Genomic DNA, 18,128 nt, shown 5'->3' on the forward strand with positions numbered 1-18,128 from the left:
GACCAACCGCAAATTCAACACCCAGAAAGGTTCTTGGCATTGGGCAGAGGGTCTTTGTGGTGAAGCGGATCTTTACACATTTCGAGCAGCAAAAGCGCAGGCTTTACTCGATCGCTTTTCTCGCCTTCTCTGCTGGTTACGTTCTATATTCGCATATTGACGTGATGCGGTATGGAATGCCGTTGCCGGTGTTGACCGGGTTGGTCTATATGTGCGCTATTGTTTGCGCCACTGTGGTGACCACTTACTTTCTTCCGGGCTTAACCAAAGTGACCGACGCCGTTGCAGTGACGCGGCTTGGCTTTGCGCTTTGGATCGCCGCCACGCAAAGTCATGAACTGGCGGCATCGCCTGTACTTGGCGCGACCATCGTGGTCGGCGGTGCGATTGTGTTGTTGCAGGTTTCGACATGGGCAAAGGCAGTGTCACAAGTACTGTCAACCGATATGCCGGGCCCGCTTTGGACATCCCCAACGCCGCAACCTGTCGCCGTGCGCAGCGCCTGATTATCTAAACGGTTCGTGTTTCAGAATTGGTAGGTTGCTCCAATCAGGGGGCCGGACTGATCGAATTTGAAATCATCCCCATCTATCTCGTGATCAAACGAAATGTAGCGATAACCGCCGCGGATCATCCATCGGTCGTTGATCTCATAATCTGCGGTCAGCAGTACCTGCCATGTTTCACTGCCGCTTCTGAACCCACCGTAGTCGAAAAATGCTGCTCCCGACCACCGGTCAGCCAAGTCGAACCGAGCCCTGACCCCGATAACAGGATCCGTCCAGCTTTCGTTGACATTCACGGAGCGACCGGGGGCCGCACCCGGTAGAACCGTCAGATCGGTTTCCGTCTTGAACCAACGAAACCCGGCAGCAAGATCCACGGTGGACTTTTCTGTGCTCAAAACCCGGTACCCCAAAAAGCCGCTTAGAAACTGCGTCGTCAACGACGTCTCCAACCCTGAGCTGTTGGGAGTCGGGGCGCTGTTGCTGAACGACAAGTCCGTATAGTTGTAATCCCCCAATATGGACCATTGGCCGTTGGTCGCCGCGAATGTACCCATAAAGGCCAAATCAAGGTTTTCCAGCGCGTCCGAAAACGAGAGTGTCCCTTCTAAAGTACCAATTGCCGTTTCAGTCGATACGTTTGTTTCTGGCGTAAACAGGTAGATCGTCGCCTGATATGACCAATCCGACTGTTGCGCCAGCGCAGAGATCGGAGCGCAGGCGGCAAACATCAAGCCTGCGGTTGCGTCCCTTAATCTTGTAATCCGGCCCATTTGTTTCCTCCTGTCGTTCAAACACTAGTCGATGTGCTTTAAGCTGCGGTGCTGGTATCCTGCTTCTGTCCTAGGCTGACGCGGTTGATATCAGTGCTTGGAAAGAACTCGGCCCAGACATGCCAAAAGACACCTGCGCGCAGCGTCTCGACACGTCGTAGCCTGCCCTGATCCGACATGCCCCAGAAATCGCACCGGGTTACAGGTACGCCACTGTCGTTGTACCAAATCCCCAGGCTTTCATACTTGGGGTCCAAGCTCACGACCACATCGCGCCCGCCGACATTCGCATTCACGATCCAGTTGTTGTCGATCACAAAGTCATCGGTCCAGCAGGCGGCGTCCTTACCGATCGTAATTCCCCAGACATAGGTTTTATTTGGCAAACGCTCGTCCGTGCGGTCCATGTTGTCCATAACGGGCGCGTCCTCTTGGTGTTGGCGTCCGATTCCCCATCCGAAAGTGATCTCTGTGACCATGTCCAGCAGCCGAAGCATGGGATTGGGCGAGGGTTTGTTCAGAAAAACCTCTCCGGCCGGGAATGCCTTTTGAAAGCCGCGAAAGGTCATTCTGTAGGTTGGCCAAGGCGTCATCTGTGCCTCGGGGCGCACAGGGCAGGCTGGGCCTTCGGCGTATTTGTCGTGATCGGCTTCGCGAAACCCATAGATATGCTGGATTGGCTCACCAGATTCGTTATCCCGCAGGATCAGGTTGTTGCCGTGCTGGGCCAAGACCTCGAGGTTCAGCCGTTTGCCTTCGATCCTTGGGATGTAACCCTGCCCAAGGTTGGCCATCGCGCAATAGGTCATCACGATATCCTCGCCCCCTAGACCGTCTGTATTCCCAGCAAGATGCGGCCGCATGATCTGTGCGTCCGGGTGCGCGCGGGCAAAGCCGTTATTTTCGATCACGATGACAGGAGCGGTTGGACCGACATATTTGCGGGCTTCGTCAATTGGGAAATAGGCGGCGTCGTTTAGTTGGTTCCTTAGTCCCAAATGCACCCACACATAGGGAAAGCCATAAAGGAAAACCGTCAGCAATGCTGCAATCACCCACAGCCAGAACGGTCCGCTGCCCGTAATGAAATGCGCCAGAGTGGCGACCACGAAACCGCCAAGGCCAACTGCGATCAACTGATATTCATGTCGGATAAACCGTATCATGTTCTTGCGTTTTACGGTCAACACCATCTGGGATACGTCGCCCAGATCGCGAAAATAGACAAAGCCGATACCCAACGAAATGACTAAGCCAAGCGCAAATAGAATGCTTCCGACCATCTGCTTCTCCTGAATTGAAACCAGTTACCGAGTTATTGCTGAGGTGACGCGCGTTTGATCAAGAACGCGTCGACGGCTTTCTGAGTTTCGGGGCGAATGTTCTCGATCCCCTCATACGGCGCGCCATACGCGGGTGGGGTGTCGGGGAACTTTTCCTTGCGGGCCATGTGACGCCCCAAAATCCGCGCGAATTCCTGCCCGCCCCAGGCACCCACCTCGGTCGAAACCGAATATTCTTCACGTGTGTCGCGGTAGAGATCGAAAAACTTTGCCAGAATCGCGCTTTCACCCGGGCCAGGGAGTTTTAGTTTTAGCTGATCTTTTACTACCGCCTCAGGTTTGTTGACCGAATAGATAATGACGTGGTCGCGGCGCGCCTTGGTTTCATCAGCAAACAGCAAAGCAGCAGACTGATCGACCCCGTCCACCAGCCGATCCCGAGGGATGTACTGATCAGCCCCTGCGAAACGCGATAGTGTCGTATAGAGGTCTGAAACATGGATTATGCTGTTCAGCAGACCATCAGCTTCGATCATGCCTGGCCAGCGGATAAAGGCATCGACGCGGACACCGCCTTCGGTCGTATCGCCTTTCCCTCCTGCGTAGATCAGCGGCGTGAATCCGGATTGCGGCGCGTATTTGGTGAAATGACCGTTGTCGCCCATGACGACTACGACAGTGTTTTCGGACACGCCCAGGTCATCCATTCGCGTGAACAGCTCGCCCAGCCACTGGTCCAGCAACTGCATCTTGTCAACGTAGAGGCCACCGTTCACACTTTCGGGGCCTGATCGTCCGGCGCGGGTATTGTCCAGTGGTATCATTGGCCAATACTGCAGAAAAAACGGCTCGTCGCCTTCAGCGAGGCGCTCGAGTTCTTCCAGAGTCTTGTCCTGAAATGCCTGGTTCATTTCATCATATTTTTCTGCGTTCCACCTTTCGCCGGGCTGCATTCGGATCTCGCGGATCGGCCCGCCGGCTTCGCCCTCGATCACGGTCATCATCGCGGCGGCATCAGGGCGGAACCAACCGTCCAGAGTGTACTTGTCATCAAAGTCCCGGATCGCGACCGAGACCTGTTCTTTTATCGCGTCGTCATTGAAGATTGTAAGCTGGCCCTGTTGATGGATCGCGTGTTGGGCGTAGTCGAACCCCTGGTTCATAGCCCAGCTTTCAGCGATATCGCCCATGTGCCATTTCCCAACATGGCTAGTAGCGTATCCCGCTTGCTTCAGAACTTCGGCGAGCGTGACTTCACCATCAGGCAGCCCGAACCCGGCAATGTCGACGGTTGTGTCGCCCATACCCATTCGCACTGGCAAGCGTCCTGTCATTTGCGCCACGCGGGTTGGGGTGCATGATGGCTCGGTATACATCCGGACCATCCTTAGGGCCTGATCCGAAAAATCGTTGATATTCGGCGTTTCATAACCACGAACTGCGTTCAACTCGGGGATTCCCATGTCACCAAACCCCATGTCGTCGATCAATACGCTGACGATATTCGGGGGTCTACCACCGTTCTGGTCCTGAAAGGCTGCCAATGCCGCATCGACCACAGAGTCGTCCTGCGCCCATTGATCGGCGTGTTGGGCGTGAAGAATATAGTATTCAGCATCGTGTTGAATCGCTTCGTTTTGCGCAGAGGCGAATGAAGCGCTCAAACTTGCTGTCAGAACAAGAAGGCAGGACAATCTCATTAGTTTCCCCTTGTTTTTAAATGAATCTCCGGGTGAGAAAGGCAATCGTATATCACATTGAAACATCAGAATGTGACGCAGGCAAGAGAAATGCCTTAGACGGAATGACCCTCAGACACTAGGGATCTGAGATCGGTAAGGTGGCTGTTCGTTCAGAAATTGTGAACAACGACCATAAGTCGTCGGAATTATCTTCGGCCAAGCGCCAAAAAAAGGGTGATTTTGGCGCAAAATGCCTGGTTAATATTGGGTTAAAGTTGCACGGGTAATTTGTATTCGTGGTTAAAGTAACGAGTAGAATATGTTTAAATCTATGTTGAGAGAGCCGTTCCCGGCACACTGGAAAACTGCCATCGCCACGCGTCTGGGGAACGGCTCTTCTAAGCAGAACAGAGAAATGCTTGAACTGGCTCTGCCAGCCGCCGCATGCGTATGCCTGCTGCTGTACTGGCTGAAAAGCGCCTCCGTCGAAAGCTATGTTTCGGTCCTGATGTAAAGCGGGTTGCTACAACCTCGGTATTGCTTCGAGTCCTCGGTATCAGACCGCAGCAGTGGTTATAAATTCTGATACATGTCGGCAGCGCTTTGAGTAAGCTGAAGAGCACCTCATACGAGCGCTAAACTGCACCCTTAGGGCCGGACCCTGACGCTTTCTGGTGCCTTTCAAAATTGAAGTCTTCCGCAAAATGACAGGCTACGAAATGGTCTGTATCCAGTTCTCGCCACGCCGGAACTTCGGTTTTGCAGCGATCTTTTGCAAAGGGGCATCGGGTGTGAAACCGACACCCTGACGGCGCAGCCAGCGGGTTCGGGATTTCCCCCTTTAAACGGATCGGGTCATAATCTGCGTCGGGGTCCGCCGTGGGAATCGCGCTAAGCAGCGCGTGTGTGTAGGGATGTTTTGGCGCAAAAAACAGCTTTTCAGTCGGGGCATATTCCACGAATTTCCCGACATACAATACCGCCACGCGGTGCGACATCTGTGCGACGACACTCAGATCATGGGCGATAAACAGGAACGAGACACCCATCTCATCCTGTAGATCTTTTAGCAGATTCACGATTTCTGCCTGAATCGAGACATCCAGGGCCGAGACGCTTTCGTCGCAAACGACAAACTTTGGCTTGGACACCAAAGCCCGTGCGATACAGATTCGTTGCCGTTGCCCGCCGGAAAAAGCATGAGGAAAACGGCGCAAGTGTTCGAGGTTCAATTTGCATCGCGCGGCTATTTCACGAACGCGGGCGTCGATCTTGGCTCGGTCTTTGAACTTGCCTGACGCCACCAACGGTTCGGCAATTATATCGCGGACTGTCATTCGTGGGTTTAAAGACGAGTAGGGATCCTGAAACACGAGGCTCATTTCAGGCCGAAAGGCGCGCAGAAGGTCGCCAGCAAGGTTGTGGACGTTGATCCCTCCTTCTCGGAAGGCCATGTTCATTTTCGACCTTACCTTGCGCAGCTCAGTCTCGGATGCGTGGGCCAGATCGATGTCAGCCTTGTTTTTGCGGTGAAAAATCACCTCGCCATCCGTCGGATCAATCGCGCGCAGGATCGCGCGGCCAACGGTTGTTTTACCCGATCCGGACTCTCCGACCAGTCCGACAGTCTCGCCACGTTTGATATCGAAACTGACACCGTCAACCGCACGCAGCATCTGCACTTCGGTTCTGAACAGCTTGCGCGTTTTGATCGGGAAATGGACCGAAAGGTCTTTCACCTCGATCAGAGTATCGTGTTTCGGGGTCATGCGGCGTTCCGATCTTTGTCGCTGTGCAACCAGCAGCGTACTGCGCGGCCGGGAATAGTTGAGACCTCGGTCGGCGCTGTCACGTCGCAGGTCCCCGCGATCGCTTGGGCGCATCGGGTATGAAATGGACAGCCTGTTGGGCGCGCGGTCGGGCTGGGGATATCTCCCGGCACCGGTTTCAGGCGGTCGTGCAGGTGTTCGACGCTGGGGATCGCGTCCAACAAACCCTGGGTATAGGGATGCTGCGGATTTCTGATCACGTCCCGGGCGGGGCCGCGCTCGACGATAGTTCCCAGATACATCACGGCAACGTCGTCGGCGATCTGGGCGATCACGCCAAGGTCATGGGTGATGAAAATCATGCCCATGCCAAGATCGCGTTGCAGATCGCGCATCAGGTCCAACACCTGAGCCTGAATAGTCACATCCAGCGCCGTAGTCGGTTCATCTGCGATCAACAGGGCAGGGCCGGCAGACAGGGTCAGTGCGATCATGGCGCGCTGTCGCATCCCGCCAGACAATTCGTGCGGGTACTGGTCAACCCGTGCAGAGGCATTCGATATGCCGACTTTGTTCAGCATCTCGATTGCATATTCTCGCGCGGCGCGCTTTTTCAGCCCGCGATGCAACATGATGGCTTCCATCATCTGATTGCCGATCGTGTAAACAGGCGAGAAACTGGCCATTGGTTCCTGAAAAATCATCCCGATCTCGCCGCCCCGAATCCGGCGCAGTTCCTTGCTGCCGGTTTTCAAGCGGCCAAGCGCGATCTCTTTCCCGGCCTTGTCTGTGTAAGTCATCCGGGTTTCACCGCTCAACGAGGCGTTGCCGGGCAAAAGCTGCATCAGGGCCTTGGTTGAAATCGACTTGCCCGATCCGGACTCCCCCACCAAGCCCAGCGTTCTGCCCGCCTCGACCCCAAAGGTGACGTCGTGCACCGGGGTGATGACACCTTCGCTGGTGCGAAACGAAATCGACAGGTTTTCTACAGTCAGCATTTTCGGCATTTCAGTGCGCCTCCGAGTACGGATCGGCGGCATCGCGCAGCCCGTCGCCAATCACGGTAAAGGCCAGTACGGCAACAACGACAAAGATCGCGGGGATGAACAGCCAGGGTGTCTGTTCGATTGCCCGCACCGATTGCGCTTGTTGCAACAGCACCCCCCACGAGACCGAGGGTGGACGCAGACCCAGCCCAACAAAGGAGAGCGCCGTTTCCGACAGGATCATGTAAGGAAAGCTGATCACCAGATCGACGATGATGAAACTGGTAAAGCTGGGCAGCATGTGTTGCGCGATAATCCGACCGGGCCGCGCACCTGCCAGCCGCGCGGCGATCACATAATCCTCGTTCCGGATCGACAGCAGCTGCGACCGTATCCGCCGCGCCAGCGTGGGCCAGCCGAACAGGCCCAGGATCAGGGTCATGGCGAAATAGACCTGCGTGGTCGACCACTCCTTGGGCATGGCGGCGGCCAACCCCATGTAAAGCGGGATGATGGGGACCACGCGGATCACCTCTGTCACGCGCTGGATGATATTGTCGATCACGCCCGCGAAATACCCCGCAATGCCGCCGATGATCAGCGCCAGAACAAAAGAGATCATCACCCCGATCACCCCGATCGACAATGAAGTTCGGGTGGCATAGATCGTTCGGCTGAACACGTCGCGACCCAGATCGTCAGTGCCCCAGAAATGGATTTTCTGGTCAACATCGGGGTTTAGCCCCACCAGATGCCGGTCCGTCGGAATAAGACCCAACAGCTTGACTGGTTCACCTTTGACAAAGACATGCAGATAGTGCCGCACTTCGGGATCAGGGACCGAGATGGCACGCAGGGTGACCGGATCACGCTCCGTCTTGGTGCCGTTTACAAAGGGAAAAACGGAACAGCCCCCCGCATCGCAGAAACGCGGTACCTGCGGTGCGCCTTCGATATAGTTGGTATCCCGCGTCACTGGTCCGTAGGGGGCAACAAACTCGGCGAAAATCCCGGCCAGAAACATCAACCCCAGTACCGAGGCTGCCATCATGGCGGCGCGGTGACGGCGGAACCGCCACCAGATCAGGGTCCATTGCGAGGCCGAGTAGTATTTGAGCCGCGCTTCCTCGGCGGTAGTGTCTGTTTGATGTGTTGCATCGGTCATGGATCAGGCCCCCAGTTTGATGCGCGGGTCCAGCCATGCCAGCAACAGATCGGACACGAAATTCATGAACACGATGGTGAAGGTCAGCATCAGCAGGATGGCCCCCGCCACGTTCATATCCAGGTCCAGATAAGCACGCAGCAACAGCTCTCCCAGTTCGGTCAGGCCCAGCACCACGGCAACGATGGGCAGTTCGGAAAAGATGCGGTTCACGTCGAACCCGATGGTCGAGACCACTGGGTTGATCGCCAGCCGCGTCGGGTATTTGATCAGCAGCCGTAACTCGGGCACGCCGCGCGCGCGGGCGGCTGTGACGGACAGCTTGTTCAGTTCGTCCGACATGGTGGCCCGCACGGTCTGTATCTGGATCGCCACCGCCGACCAGGCCAGTACGACCGCAGGTAGCCACAGATGCTTGATCAGATCCCAGACTTTGCCAACCGACCAGGACGCATCGCGGTACTGGTCGGAAAACAACCCTCCGATATCGGCGCCAAACCAGCGGTTCGCGAAATACAGCATCACCAGGGCCAGCAGGAAGTTTGGCAGCGCCAGACCCAGGTAGGAGAACACCGTCAAACCATAATCGACTGCTGACCCACGTCGCACCGCAGCAAAGATGCCGATGGGGATCGACACGATGTAGGTCAGCAGCAGAGTCGAGAACAAGATACCGGCCGTCAGCCAGACCTTGTCCCCAATCACTTTGGCCACCGAAGTTTCAAACGCAAAAGCCTGCCCGAAATCGCCGCGCAGAACGATGCCTCCGATCCAGTCGAAGTATCGCAGCAGCATGGGCTTATCCAAACCCAGATCGCGGCGGATCGCCTCGATATCTGCCTCGGTGACGTTGACACCGGTGCCCGAATATTTGCGGAACGCATAACGGTCAGCATAGTCGCCAGGCGGCAGTTCCATGATCAGAAAGACCATCACCGATACCAGCAGCATCGTGATGACCATCCCGACGAGACGTTCCAGAGTGAATCTCAGCACTTAAAAATCCCCCATCCGGTCCCACAAGAGGGGCCAAAACCGGAGCGCAGTCATCCCGCGCTCCGGTCCGGTTTTCAGACTGTGTTCTGTGTTACTGCTCCAGCCACCACTGCGAGGGGCGGTAAGGATAGGTCCAGTAGAAGTCGTAGGTTTTCGACTTGATCGGCTTCACGTTCTTCAGGTCGTTGCGATACAGGAACGGGGCGACGATGTCGCCGACAGTGCCGATTTTCAACATGTTGTCGGTGTGGATCTTGACGATCTCTTCGCCCAATTGGTTGCTTTCGTCGGTGCCCATTTCGACCTGAATGAACTTTTCGCTCAGATCCCATAGTTTCTGGATATCCACCGGCGGCTCGATACCTTCGCTGCCACCGCTGGTTTTCCAGGCGGCCCAGCCGAAACCCGTGCCAGGGTTGAAGAAGTCACCGAACGGCGGGACAAAAACCGTGACGTCCTGGCTGATGGTCGGGCCGGCATTGCCGTCATATTTCCAAACGGTCAGGTCCAGGTCGTTGTTGTTGCCCGAGGCGCGGTATTCGTCCGAGGTGACCTCTTTCAAGTCAACCCGCACGCCCACGGCCGACCAGTAGTCGCGCACCAGTTCCTGCATCTTTACCGGCGCACCCTGCGAGGAATACACCAGACGCACGACCAGCGGCTTGCCGTCAGGGCGTTCCACGGTGCCGTCGCCATCTGCATCGGTCAGGCCCATTTCGGCCAGCAGAGCTTTGGCAGCCTCGGGGTCGTATCCGATGTCGCGGTTCAGCACTTCGTCCGAGACGAAGGACACGGTTTTGGGCTCGGCAGGCACGCCCTGCATCGGAGTGCCCTGACCCAGATAGACGATCTCGTTGATCTCATCGCGGTTCATCGCCAGCGACATGGCGCGGTTGAAACGAACGTCCGAGAAGATGTCGCGCAGGACCGGATCCTGATGGGTGCGATTGAACGAGTAGAACACGTTCTCGCCAAAGGTCGGGGCAAAGTTGATGGTGTACCCACCATTGGCCTCGTTTTCCTTCAGCAGCGGGAAGTCTTCCAAGAAGACCGCCTGCTGTTTCCAGACCACATCCCCATTCATGATCTTGAGGTTCTGGACTTCTTTGTCGCCGACATAGGTCTCAACGATTTCGTTGATATAGGGCAACTGGTTGCCTGCGGTATCGACCTGGTGGAAATAGGGGTTGGCCACCAGTTTACGGCCCTCAGCGGTCTCTTCGACAACAATATAGCTTTCCAGCGTCGGCACCACGGCACGACCGATCTTGGCAGCCTTGTCAGCATCTTTCAGCAGAGGGCTGGGCACGTCTTTCCAGTCGGAACCGCCGTAATAGAAGTCAACGGCAGCAGCAGCATTTTCAAAACCGTATTCCTGCGCCAGTGCTTCGGCGTTTTCGTTATGCTTGGCCATGAACTGGCCTAGGAAATGCTTGGGTTGGAACGGCTGGCCGTAGTCCACGGCAAAGCGGTTCAGAATGCCAGGGGTCGGCACCGGGAAGGTGAATATAACGGTGGTGTCGCCAACGGCCTCGACCTGAGCCTGTTCACCTGCGAACAGCCACCGATCCGGTGTCTTATCGTACACGTCGGGATTATAGATGATATCATTCATCCAGAACTCGACGTCCTTGGCAGTAAACGGCGCGCCGTCAGACCATTTGTGCCCGGCGCGCAACGTGATGGTCAGCTGGGTATAATCGTCATTCCACGACCACGCTTTTGCTATATTGGGAACCACGGTCTGCAGATCATCAGCATAGCGCACAAAATTCACATGGCGCACCGACAGCAGGTCCGAAGTGCCGGACTCGGTCGCTTTGGACAGGCCGGTGATGGCTCCGCCATACTGACCGATTGAGTCGTAGGGCATAACGACCAAAGGCTCGACTGGCAGACGATCTGCCACTGGCCCAAGATCCGCGTTCCCCAAAATCCGGGCGTTCAAATCGGCGATCGCCGGGTTTTGTGCAAAACCCAGCTCGCACGAGGCAGCGGCCTGCAGCTCGACCAGTTCCAGCTGCTGCGGGAATACGGGTTCCAGACCCATCGGGTCGGCTACGGTTGCAACGGGGCAGTTGGCCAGAACCGGGGTTCCCAATGTGGCCAATGCGGTGAATGAAAGGAGAGAGGTGCGAAGCTTCATAGCCATCCCTGCGTTTGTGTGACGCAAGAGCGCTAGAGATGAAAGTTAACAAATTTATGATGGTTTGGTGGGTATAGTGAAAAGCTATGTCGGATCAGTTGACATGAAATCGTTACAAATGACGCTTTCCTTCAGCAATCCGGAAAAAGTTTGATACCGCAGATGTATGGCGCATAGCTGGCAGGCAGGCCAGAAAGTGGCGCGCCGTCAGGTTCTTGTCTGCAACCGGAACGAAAGCGAGCCCAGTTTCATTTTGGCATTCCTGCCCAAAAGCGACGCCAACGCCTACGCCTGTGGTTACGAGTGTTCGGATGGATCCCCATGATCCCAGGCCCAAAATCGTGGTCAGTTTAACCCGTGCAACCTGGGCGGCGGCATCAAAAATTTGCCGTGTCGAAGAACTGGGTTCACGTTGAATCAGCTTCAATGGTGCGACCTCGGCCCAAGAGACGGGTCCGTTGTCTGCCAAAGCATGATCTTTGGGAACAACCAGGCCGATTCTGGTTTCAGATATCTCTTTGCCCGACAGATCTGGTGGCAATTCCTTGGCAGTGATTAAACCCACGTCGAATTCGCCGGTGTAGAGTAGGGGAAGCAGGTCATGCGAGGCCAAAGCGCGGGCTGTCACGTCGACCGCTGGGAAGGCACGGACAAACTCGGATATAAAGGGCATCGCTATCTGGTACGTGGAGTAGCCTATCTGGAAGGTTCCAGAGTGCAAATTCCGAGCCTCCGTCAATCGATCGTCAATGTCATTTCGCAAGGCGATCAGCGCTTTGATGTCACCTCGTATGCTGTTCAACAAAGGTGTTGAACTGATAACCGACCCTGACCTGTCTAGCAGTCGGCACTGATAGTGTTGCTCCAACGAATTGACGAGGTTTGACACCGTGGGCTGGGACACCCCAAGCTCTTTTGCCGCCAGGGTAAAGCTGCCCAGTCGCACGACGGATTCCAGTGCTTGTAACTGTTTGAGGCTGATCTTTGACTTCATTCGACAGTGTCGTCCTATACATCTGACAGGCGACCCAAAGTTGGATCACCAATTCTGACCATTCGTGGGTCAGCAGAAACAGCTGAGATCCAATCGCCGACTCTGGCATGTGAGTAGCATAGTGGAATTGAGTATTCCAAAAGCAACTCGAACAAAAGCTGCTTACAACTCTCACTCGATTTGCAAGGCGCGAGTGCTACAGATTTTTGTAGACGTACAAAGAAATTCAATAAACACTATGTATTTATGAAACACTTGATACTGTAGTAATATGAATTCACTAACCAGAATAACGCGAGGTGTCCGCGTTGCCCTTAAAGATGGCAGAGTGAAGGGCCTTCTTGCCTTTACAGCCGGTATGATCCTATGGGCGTCGGTGTTTTACCGCTATGTCGAAAGTTGGAGCTGGTTAGATTCTATCTATTTTTCTGTGGTGACAATTTCGACTGTGGGGTACGGCGACTTTTCTCCTGAAACCGCGGCAGGGAAAATCTTTACTATGTTCTACATCATTGTGGGGCTCGGTATTTTCGTAACCGCAGCGACCACTGTCGCGGATACAATTCTTTCCCAGGATGACAAGAACGAGGACGACTAGGTTTTTGTCTCGTTGAGCCGATGTGATTTGATGCGCAGACCATAATTTGACCGGCTGGCCCCTCTGAATTCTGAATTTACGAGAGATTTCAAATTTTTGCAGAGCTACTCGAAATTTTTAAAATTTATATATTAAGTTTTTTGAGTATAATGACCAAAAAACAAATGTTGGAGGGATGGTATGGAAAAGACTCAGGATGCGAGGATCGTCGATCTCGCAATTAGGTTACTATTTCTAGGGCTATTCCTTTATAGCGCTTTGGCGATGGTGGCCCCACTGGCGAGCGTGGTCATCTGGGCTACGATTCTATGCGTAGCGCTGTACCCAGTTTTCGATTGGTTGCAGTCCAAGTTGGGCGGGCGGAAGAAACTTGCCACGACTATACTGGTATTGTTGGGTCTCGTTCTGACTTTGGGGCCGGTCGCTACTGCTGTATCCGGAGCGGCGGAACTTGGGTCTGAATTTGCGGAACAAGCAGACAAAGGCGAGCTTAAAGTCCCACCGGCACCCGATGGCCTACGAGAGCTTCCGCTGGTTGGAAACAAGATTGCTGAAGTCTGGGGCTTGTTTGAACGAAACCTCGATGGCGCACTTGCAAAATACGGCGCGCAGATTCTTGAGATTACCAAATCACTGTTCGGAAGGGTGTTAAGCATCGGGCTTGGGCTCTTGGCGCTGGCCCTGTCCGTTTTGATCATGGGGGCCTTGTTCAGCCCCGGTCCAAGCCTGGTGCAAGGCCTTCAGCGTTTTGCCAACCGTATCTTTGCGCCTCGCGGTGGCGAGTTCGTGACACTGGCCGGCGCGACAATCCGCAATGTGACAAAGGGTGTGATTGGCGTTGCTGCGATTCAGGCTGTCGTTGTTTGGGTATTGTTGGCGCTGTTCGGGATTGGCTCGGCCGCAACGCTGGCGTTCATTTGCCTGATCCTCTCGATTATCCAGATCGGCCCCGGCTTGGTTCTGCTTCCAGTAGTCATCTACGCCTGGAGCACCATGTCCGGTGGCACAGCGTTGATCTTCACCGTACTGGCCGTTCCCGTGGCGATAATGGACAGCTTCTTGAGACCTGTATTCATCTCAAAGGGCCTCGAAACTCCCATGCTGGTTATCCTTATTGGTGTTCTCGGTGGCATGATGGCGTATGGCTTGATCGGTATTTTTATGGGCCCTGTTCTGTTCGCCGTTTTCTATGAACTGTTCAAGGTCTGGATCGATGCGCCCGAAAAAGCCGAAAGCGCGGCTGAAGGAGCGGCGGAATGAGAAAGACGATTTGGACCACCTTGGCCGTCATTCTTGTTTTCCTTGTCTGGTACCTTGTCGCTGACCGAAAAACGCCGTTTACCGGTAATGCCAGAGTAAAGGCCATTGCGACCCAGATCGTTCCACAGGTCACCGGTACAGTGACCGAAGTTCTTGTTGAGAATGGACAGGTCGTCTCGGCAGGTGATGTTCTGGTTCGGATTGACCCCAGGCCCTATGAAATCCAACGCGACAAGGCGGAAGCTGATCTAGAAGCGGCTACGCAGGAGGTCGGTGCATCCTCGGCAGAGGTGAGGGCCGCGCAAGCTAAATTGGCGCGGGCCCAGAGCGATCTTGATACGATGCGTCTTCAAACAGAGCGTGTGTTTGCGTTGGAAAAAAAAGGCTTGATCGCCGTTTCAAAAGCCGATGATGCCCGAGGTCAACTGACAGAGTCAGAGGCCAATTATGAGAATGCCAGAGCGGATTTGGAAAAAGCAAAGCAGAGGTTGGGCGAAGAAGGAATAGAAAACCCAAAAATTCAGCGCGCATTGGCAGCCTTGGCAGATGCAGAGCTAAACATCGAATGGACTGAACTGCGTGCCCCGGCGACGGGTGTCATATCCAATCTATTGATCGCCCCTGGTACATATGCACGGTCCGGTCAGGATCTTTTGACGTTCCTAGATGCAACCGACGTTTGGATCGAGGCGTATTTTACTGAAAACAACTTAGGTCGGGCAGAGTTGGGTTCTCCTGTTGATGTCGTATTGGATATGCACCCCGGTCAAATCATTCCAGGTGTCATTGAGAGCTTTAGCGCGGCTGTATCTTTGAGTGGTGGCGATGAGCCTGGCCAATTGGCGAGCCCGCCTAGTACCAAAGGGTTTCTGCGTGAACCAGAAAGATTCCCCGTTCGGATCGTGTTGCCGGGTTATGAGGCCGGAAGCGCCGAAGACGATCTGCGCTTTCAGCTCAACGGGCAGGCCGACGTGATTATGTATCTCAGCGACAATGGGTTCCTGAACCTCGTGGGTCGAACCTACATCCGCGTGGTTTCCATTCTGTCCTATGCGTACTGACGACCGCCAAGCCGTTCTTCGCCTTGCGCTGGGCGTAACCGGTGTTTTTTCGATGGGTTTACTTCTGGGGTGGCCGCTTGCTGTGGTGGGGGCGGTGTTTACAGCACTGTTTTTGCAAGCCCCTGCTGCGTTGCCCTTGGCAGCCTTTGGCAAGCTGTTCGTGTTCTCGATTGGGCTGATGTTCCTATCCTTTCTGCTGTCGTCAGTTTTTGCCCCATATCCTGTTGTGTTTCTGATCCTCGTGGCCATTGGAATCATTCTGTCGTTCACTTGGTCCGTTTCCGGTGCTGGGGTTTTGCCCGGTGTTATCGCCCTAATGGGAGCATTGATGATCCCAAACCTTGTGCTTCAGTCACAGGATCTGGCATTGGTCTTGGTGTTTTGGATTCCTCTGAACCTGCTGTTCGCTGGGTTTGCAGCAACGATGATGTTTGTGCTCATACCTGCTGAACCACCGACAGCTGCCCAGCAAAAAGCAGCAGTGGCTCAGGATTTCGATCCCCATCGGCGCATTGTCCGCATGTCACTTGTCACCGTTCCATTCGCCTTGGTTTTCTTTGTGTGGGGTGCTTCAGCGCTGCTTGTCCTGTTCTTTGTCGCACTTCTCAGCCAACAACTTGCTGCAATGCCTGCTGCGGGCAAAGCCGTAGCCAAGGCGATGTTGACGGCCAACCTGCTGGGCGCGGCGGTGTCGATCGTTTGTTATGAAGCGAATGTCATCGCACCGGTCATTTTGACACCCATATTGCTGTGCTTTTTCTTCTGCCTGACCCTTGGGGCGCTTGGCAAAACCCAAACGCCTTTGGCCGCAGCTGCCGGATCTGCTATTACAACGACCCTGATTGTCTATGGCGGATCAATCGCACCTTTTTCGGACGAGGCAGATGTCAAAAGCATTGTCCGTGTTTTGCAAGTAGCCAGCGCGGCATTCTTTGTGATCGCCGCATATATCGTGGTGGATGAGTTCTGGCCCGAAAAGAAACGTCAAAATGCCCCGCAAATTCCAGGTGTCAAAAGCCACTGATGCGTTCGACAAGCCAATAGACTGACACCGCGCCGATCACGTAGCCGGTGGTTGGCGTCGCTATCATGTGGAGGCGCGAACTTGCCGCCGGAGCTAACATTCGCCAGATAAATACCACTAAGGATAGTGCCGCAATAAACGCCAGCTGGCCTCCTTCGACACCAAGATTAAACGCAAGCAGCGCCGCCGGAATATCCTGAGCGGGCAACCCAATTTCGGACAGAGCGCCAGCAAAGCCCAGCCCGTGTAACAGGCCAAAGCAGAAGCTGACGATCCATGGGTATTGTTCCGCCAATCTGATCTTCCCTTCTTTGCGTTTGAGTATTTCAAGGGCCAAAAAAACGATGGATAGCGCGATTATCGCTTCGACAGGCCCGGAAGGGACCCGCAGAACCCCCAGGGTTGCCATCGCAAGCGTCAGGGAATGAGCTACGGTGAAAGCCGTAATTGCCCCCACCAATCGCCACGGATCGCGCACGAGTATGAACAAGGCAAAGACAAACAAAAGGTGGTCGACGCCTTCCAGGATGTGTTGGAAACCTAACCAGAAATAGGTGCTCATGGTCGACCAGGTGGAGGGGCTTTCCGGGATTGTCAGTGACGTTGTGTCGGGTGTGAACCGCATGGTTTTGGGTGCACCGTTCAAAGGTTGTATGCGTAACAGAACATCATTTCGCTGTCGGCCTAACCCCTCGATTGAAACGACCTGACCCGCCAACGGGACATCGCATTCGGCAACCCAAGTGGATACCCAAGCGACATTGTCTGCGGTCAGACCGGTACTGCGCGCCGGAGAGCATTGTCCGGGTAAGACAGCATCAATTTCCATGGGCTCACCATTCACATCCGGAACGCGCCAGAGGATTTGCCATGTTTCCGGACCCAATTGGCGAAGGTCCAGAAACCCCGGGTCAAGCGCGTGTGGGTTTCCGCGCTGCGGTACACAGCAAAGCCAGAGGGCGAACAAGATGTGCAGGCACAGCTTCACTGACCAGCCTCGTGGTCAGGTGGCATTTCCACTTGGTATCCAGCCGCAAAGCTCTCGTATTGGGCTTGTGTCAGTTTTTCACCTGTTTCGCGGCGCCACTCCCGCAACACAGTATCGCGTATTGCTTCCAGGGGCGGTACCTGGCCGGCCTCAGACGCGGTAACCCGGACAAAATGCAGCCCATACCCCGATTGTACCGGACCGGACCAAACCATTGGCTCCAAATCTTGGATAGCGGCAGAAAACCCGCGGCCAAAGGTGGAGTCTACCACGTTCATTGCTGACAACGGCATCGTACTGAGCAAAAGAGAAGAGATGCCAAGGCTTGACCAATCCTCTTTGGCATTCAACGCAGACAGGGTCTGGGCGATCTGGCTCTGTTCAGGGGATTCACCCAAAAAAACCTGATCGAACGCGACCATAGAAGGGGTTTCGAAGCGGGTCGAATTATCCGCGAGATAGGATCGCAGTACGGCGTCTTCTGGCGTCACAGACGATGCTATGGCCCCGGTCAGGAAGTCCATCTTTTGCACAAGCCGCGCCCGGATCACCTGATCGCCACGATCCAATCCAAGCTTTCTTGCTTCGCGTACAAGCACCTCTTCCCGGACCAAATCGCCTATCAACACCTGTAGTTCGGCGTCGTCGGGTGCCCGTTTTCGCATTTGTTCAAATCGTGTGGCCAGTAGGGCGACGTCTTCCGCGCCAATCGTGATCGTTTCGACGTTCTCGGCTGTTTCCTCTTCCGGAGACACCCAATAAAACCAGCCAAAGATAGCTATTCCAATCAGAATGAAATGGAATAGAGGCTCTCTCATTACCCGCATAGGCAACCTTACTTAAACTGTTGTCCGGCACCGGATAGGCGACCCTTACAAATGGGCTTGGCAACCGCGC

General features: G+C 54.8%; 17 protein-coding genes. 6 read left to right on the plus strand and 11 right to left on the minus strand.

The genetic code is table 11. From position 1 onward, the window contains the following. Positions 1-59 precede the first annotated feature (59 nt). Entirely contained in the window at positions 60-506 is a 447-nt protein-coding gene (locus GOW48_RS15225) for a hypothetical protein (protein ID WP_170755088.1), read from the plus strand. Between the two features lie 20 nt (positions 507-526). Here GOW48_RS15225 and GOW48_RS15230 read toward each other — a convergent pair whose 3' ends face one another. From GOW48_RS15230 to GOW48_RS15240, 3 genes are read right to left on the minus strand one after another with little or no spacing between them, the layout of a single operon-like run. Continuing rightward, positions 527-1,279: an outer membrane protein gene (locus tag GOW48_RS15230; RefSeq protein ID WP_170755090.1), complete on the minus strand. Its 753-nt coding sequence runs from the start codon at positions 1,277-1,279 to the stop codon at positions 527-529. Between the two features lie 38 nt (positions 1,280-1,317). Continuing rightward, complete coding sequence (locus GOW48_RS15235) at positions 1,318-2,562, minus strand: DUF3179 domain-containing (seleno)protein (RefSeq protein WP_170755092.1); 1,245 nt, start codon at positions 2,560-2,562, stop codon at positions 1,318-1,320. A gap of 32 nt (positions 2,563-2,594) precedes the next feature. Continuing rightward, complete coding sequence (locus tag GOW48_RS15240) at positions 2,595-4,262, minus strand: sulfatase-like hydrolase/transferase (RefSeq protein ID WP_170755094.1); 1,668 nt, start codon at positions 4,260-4,262, stop codon at positions 2,595-2,597. A 301-nt stretch (positions 4,263-4,563) separates the two neighbouring features. On the opposite strand from GOW48_RS15240, the gene GOW48_RS15245 reads away from it, so the two are divergent. Then, positions 4,564-4,758 carry a hypothetical protein gene (locus GOW48_RS15245; protein WP_170755095.1) on the plus strand — a complete coding sequence of 65 codons (195 nt, stop codon included), beginning with the start codon at positions 4,564-4,566 and terminating at the stop codon, positions 4,756-4,758. 121 nt (positions 4,759-4,879) lie between these two features. On the opposite strand, the gene GOW48_RS15250 is transcribed toward GOW48_RS15245, so the two are convergent. From GOW48_RS15250 to GOW48_RS15275, 6 genes are all read right to left on the minus strand, one after another. Continuing rightward, complete coding sequence (locus GOW48_RS15250; RefSeq protein ID WP_170755096.1) at positions 4,880-6,013, minus strand: ABC transporter ATP-binding protein; 1,134 nt, start codon at positions 6,011-6,013, stop codon at positions 4,880-4,882. Continuing rightward, complete coding sequence (locus tag GOW48_RS15255; protein WP_234900795.1) at positions 6,010-7,020, minus strand: ABC transporter ATP-binding protein; 1,011 nt, start codon at positions 7,018-7,020, stop codon at positions 6,010-6,012. The genes GOW48_RS15250 and GOW48_RS15255 overlap by 4 nt, the downstream gene beginning before the upstream one ends. A gap of 1 nt (position 7,021) precedes the next feature. After that, positions 7,022-8,164 (minus strand): ABC transporter permease, encoded by a 1,143-nt coding sequence (locus GOW48_RS15260; RefSeq protein WP_170755097.1) that lies wholly within the window; start codon positions 8,162-8,164, stop codon positions 7,022-7,024. Between the two features lie 3 nt (positions 8,165-8,167). Then, complete coding sequence (locus GOW48_RS15265; protein ID WP_331251818.1) at positions 8,168-9,160, minus strand: ABC transporter permease; 993 nt, start codon at positions 9,158-9,160, stop codon at positions 8,168-8,170. A gap of 91 nt (positions 9,161-9,251) precedes the next feature. Beyond that, positions 9,252-11,306, minus strand: a complete 2,055-nt coding sequence (locus tag GOW48_RS15270; protein WP_170755113.1) for an ABC transporter substrate-binding protein — start codon at positions 11,304-11,306, stop codon at positions 9,252-9,254. 112 nt (positions 11,307-11,418) lie between these two features. Further along, a complete protein-coding gene (locus GOW48_RS15275; RefSeq protein ID WP_170755098.1) occupies positions 11,419-12,300 on the minus strand; it encodes a LysR substrate-binding domain-containing protein in 882 nt (293 codons plus the stop codon). A gap of 328 nt (positions 12,301-12,628) precedes the next feature. On the opposite strand from GOW48_RS15275, the gene GOW48_RS15280 reads away from it, so the two are divergent. From GOW48_RS15280 to GOW48_RS15295, 4 genes are all read left to right on the plus strand, one after another. Next, positions 12,629-12,898 (plus strand): potassium channel family protein, encoded by a 270-nt coding sequence (locus tag GOW48_RS15280; protein WP_331251873.1) that lies wholly within the window; start codon positions 12,629-12,631, stop codon positions 12,896-12,898. Positions 12,899-13,078: 180 nt separating this feature from the next. Beyond that, positions 13,079-14,158 carry an AI-2E family transporter gene (locus GOW48_RS15285; protein WP_170356174.1) on the plus strand — a complete coding sequence of 360 codons (1,080 nt, stop codon included), beginning with the start codon at positions 13,079-13,081 and terminating at the stop codon, positions 14,156-14,158. After that, the gene (locus tag GOW48_RS15290; RefSeq protein ID WP_170755100.1) at positions 14,155-15,219 is read left to right on the plus strand and encodes an HlyD family secretion protein; all 1,065 of its coding nucleotides are present in this window, start codon (positions 14,155-14,157) and stop codon (positions 15,217-15,219) included. The genes GOW48_RS15285 and GOW48_RS15290 overlap by 4 nt, the downstream gene beginning before the upstream one ends. Continuing rightward, positions 15,209-16,243, plus strand: a complete 1,035-nt coding sequence (locus GOW48_RS15295) for a DUF2955 domain-containing protein (RefSeq protein WP_170724706.1) — start codon at positions 15,209-15,211, stop codon at positions 16,241-16,243. Before GOW48_RS15290 ends, GOW48_RS15295 begins: the two co-directional genes overlap by 11 nt. On the opposite strand, the gene GOW48_RS22465 is transcribed toward GOW48_RS15295, so the two are convergent. Further along, entirely contained in the window at positions 16,230-16,805 is a 576-nt protein-coding gene (locus GOW48_RS22465; protein ID WP_234900796.1) for a HupE/UreJ family protein, read from the minus strand. The genes GOW48_RS15295 and GOW48_RS22465 overlap by 14 nt on opposite strands. Positions 16,806-17,227: 422 nt before the next feature. Beyond that, complete coding sequence (locus GOW48_RS15305; RefSeq protein WP_170755101.1) at positions 17,228-18,049, minus strand: peptidyl-prolyl cis-trans isomerase; 822 nt, start codon at positions 18,047-18,049, stop codon at positions 17,228-17,230. Positions 18,050-18,128 lie beyond the last annotated feature (79 nt).

The sequence above is a fragment of the Ruegeria lacuscaerulensis genome, from assembly GCF_013033355.1.
Lineage (GTDB): Bacteria > Pseudomonadota > Alphaproteobacteria > Rhodobacterales > Rhodobacteraceae > Ruegeria > Ruegeria lacuscaerulensis_A.

Coding starts and splice junctions, on each gene's coding strand:
- GOW48_RS15295 (WP_170724706.1), top strand. CDS start 15,209: ATGCGTACTGACGACCGCCAAGCCGTTCTTCGCCTTGCGCTGGGCGTA.
- GOW48_RS15275 (WP_170755098.1), bottom strand. CDS start 12,300: ATGAAGTCAAAGATCAGCCTCAAACAGTTACAAGCACTGGAATCCGTC.
- GOW48_RS15290 (WP_170755100.1), top strand. CDS start 14,155: ATGAGAAAGACGATTTGGACCACCTTGGCCGTCATTCTTGTTTTCCTT.
- GOW48_RS15240 (WP_170755094.1), bottom strand. CDS start 4,262: ATGAGATTGTCCTGCCTTCTTGTTCTGACAGCAAGTTTGAGCGCTTCA.
- GOW48_RS15260 (WP_170755097.1), bottom strand. CDS start 8,164: ATGACCGATGCAACACATCAAACAGACACTACCGCCGAGGAAGCGCGG.
- GOW48_RS22465 (WP_234900796.1), bottom strand. CDS start 16,805: ATGAGCACCTATTTCTGGTTAGGTTTCCAACACATCCTGGAAGGCGTC.
- GOW48_RS15235 (WP_170755092.1), bottom strand. CDS start 2,562: ATGGTCGGAAGCATTCTATTTGCGCTTGGCTTAGTCATTTCGTTGGGT.
- GOW48_RS15305 (WP_170755101.1), bottom strand. CDS start 18,049: ATGAGAGAGCCTCTATTCCATTTCATTCTGATTGGAATAGCTATCTTT.
- GOW48_RS15285 (WP_170356174.1), top strand. CDS start 13,079: ATGGAAAAGACTCAGGATGCGAGGATCGTCGATCTCGCAATTAGGTTA.
- GOW48_RS15250 (WP_170755096.1), bottom strand. CDS start 6,013: ATGACCCCGAAACACGATACTCTGATCGAGGTGAAAGACCTTTCGGTC.
- GOW48_RS15230 (WP_170755090.1), bottom strand. CDS start 1,279: ATGGGCCGGATTACAAGATTAAGGGACGCAACCGCAGGCTTGATGTTT.
- GOW48_RS15245 (WP_170755095.1), top strand. CDS start 4,564: ATGTTTAAATCTATGTTGAGAGAGCCGTTCCCGGCACACTGGAAAACT.
- GOW48_RS15255 (WP_234900795.1), bottom strand. CDS start 7,020: ATGCCGAAAATGCTGACTGTAGAAAACCTGTCGATTTCGTTTCGCACC.
- GOW48_RS15270 (WP_170755113.1), bottom strand. CDS start 11,306: ATGAAGCTTCGCACCTCTCTCCTTTCATTCACCGCATTGGCCACATTG.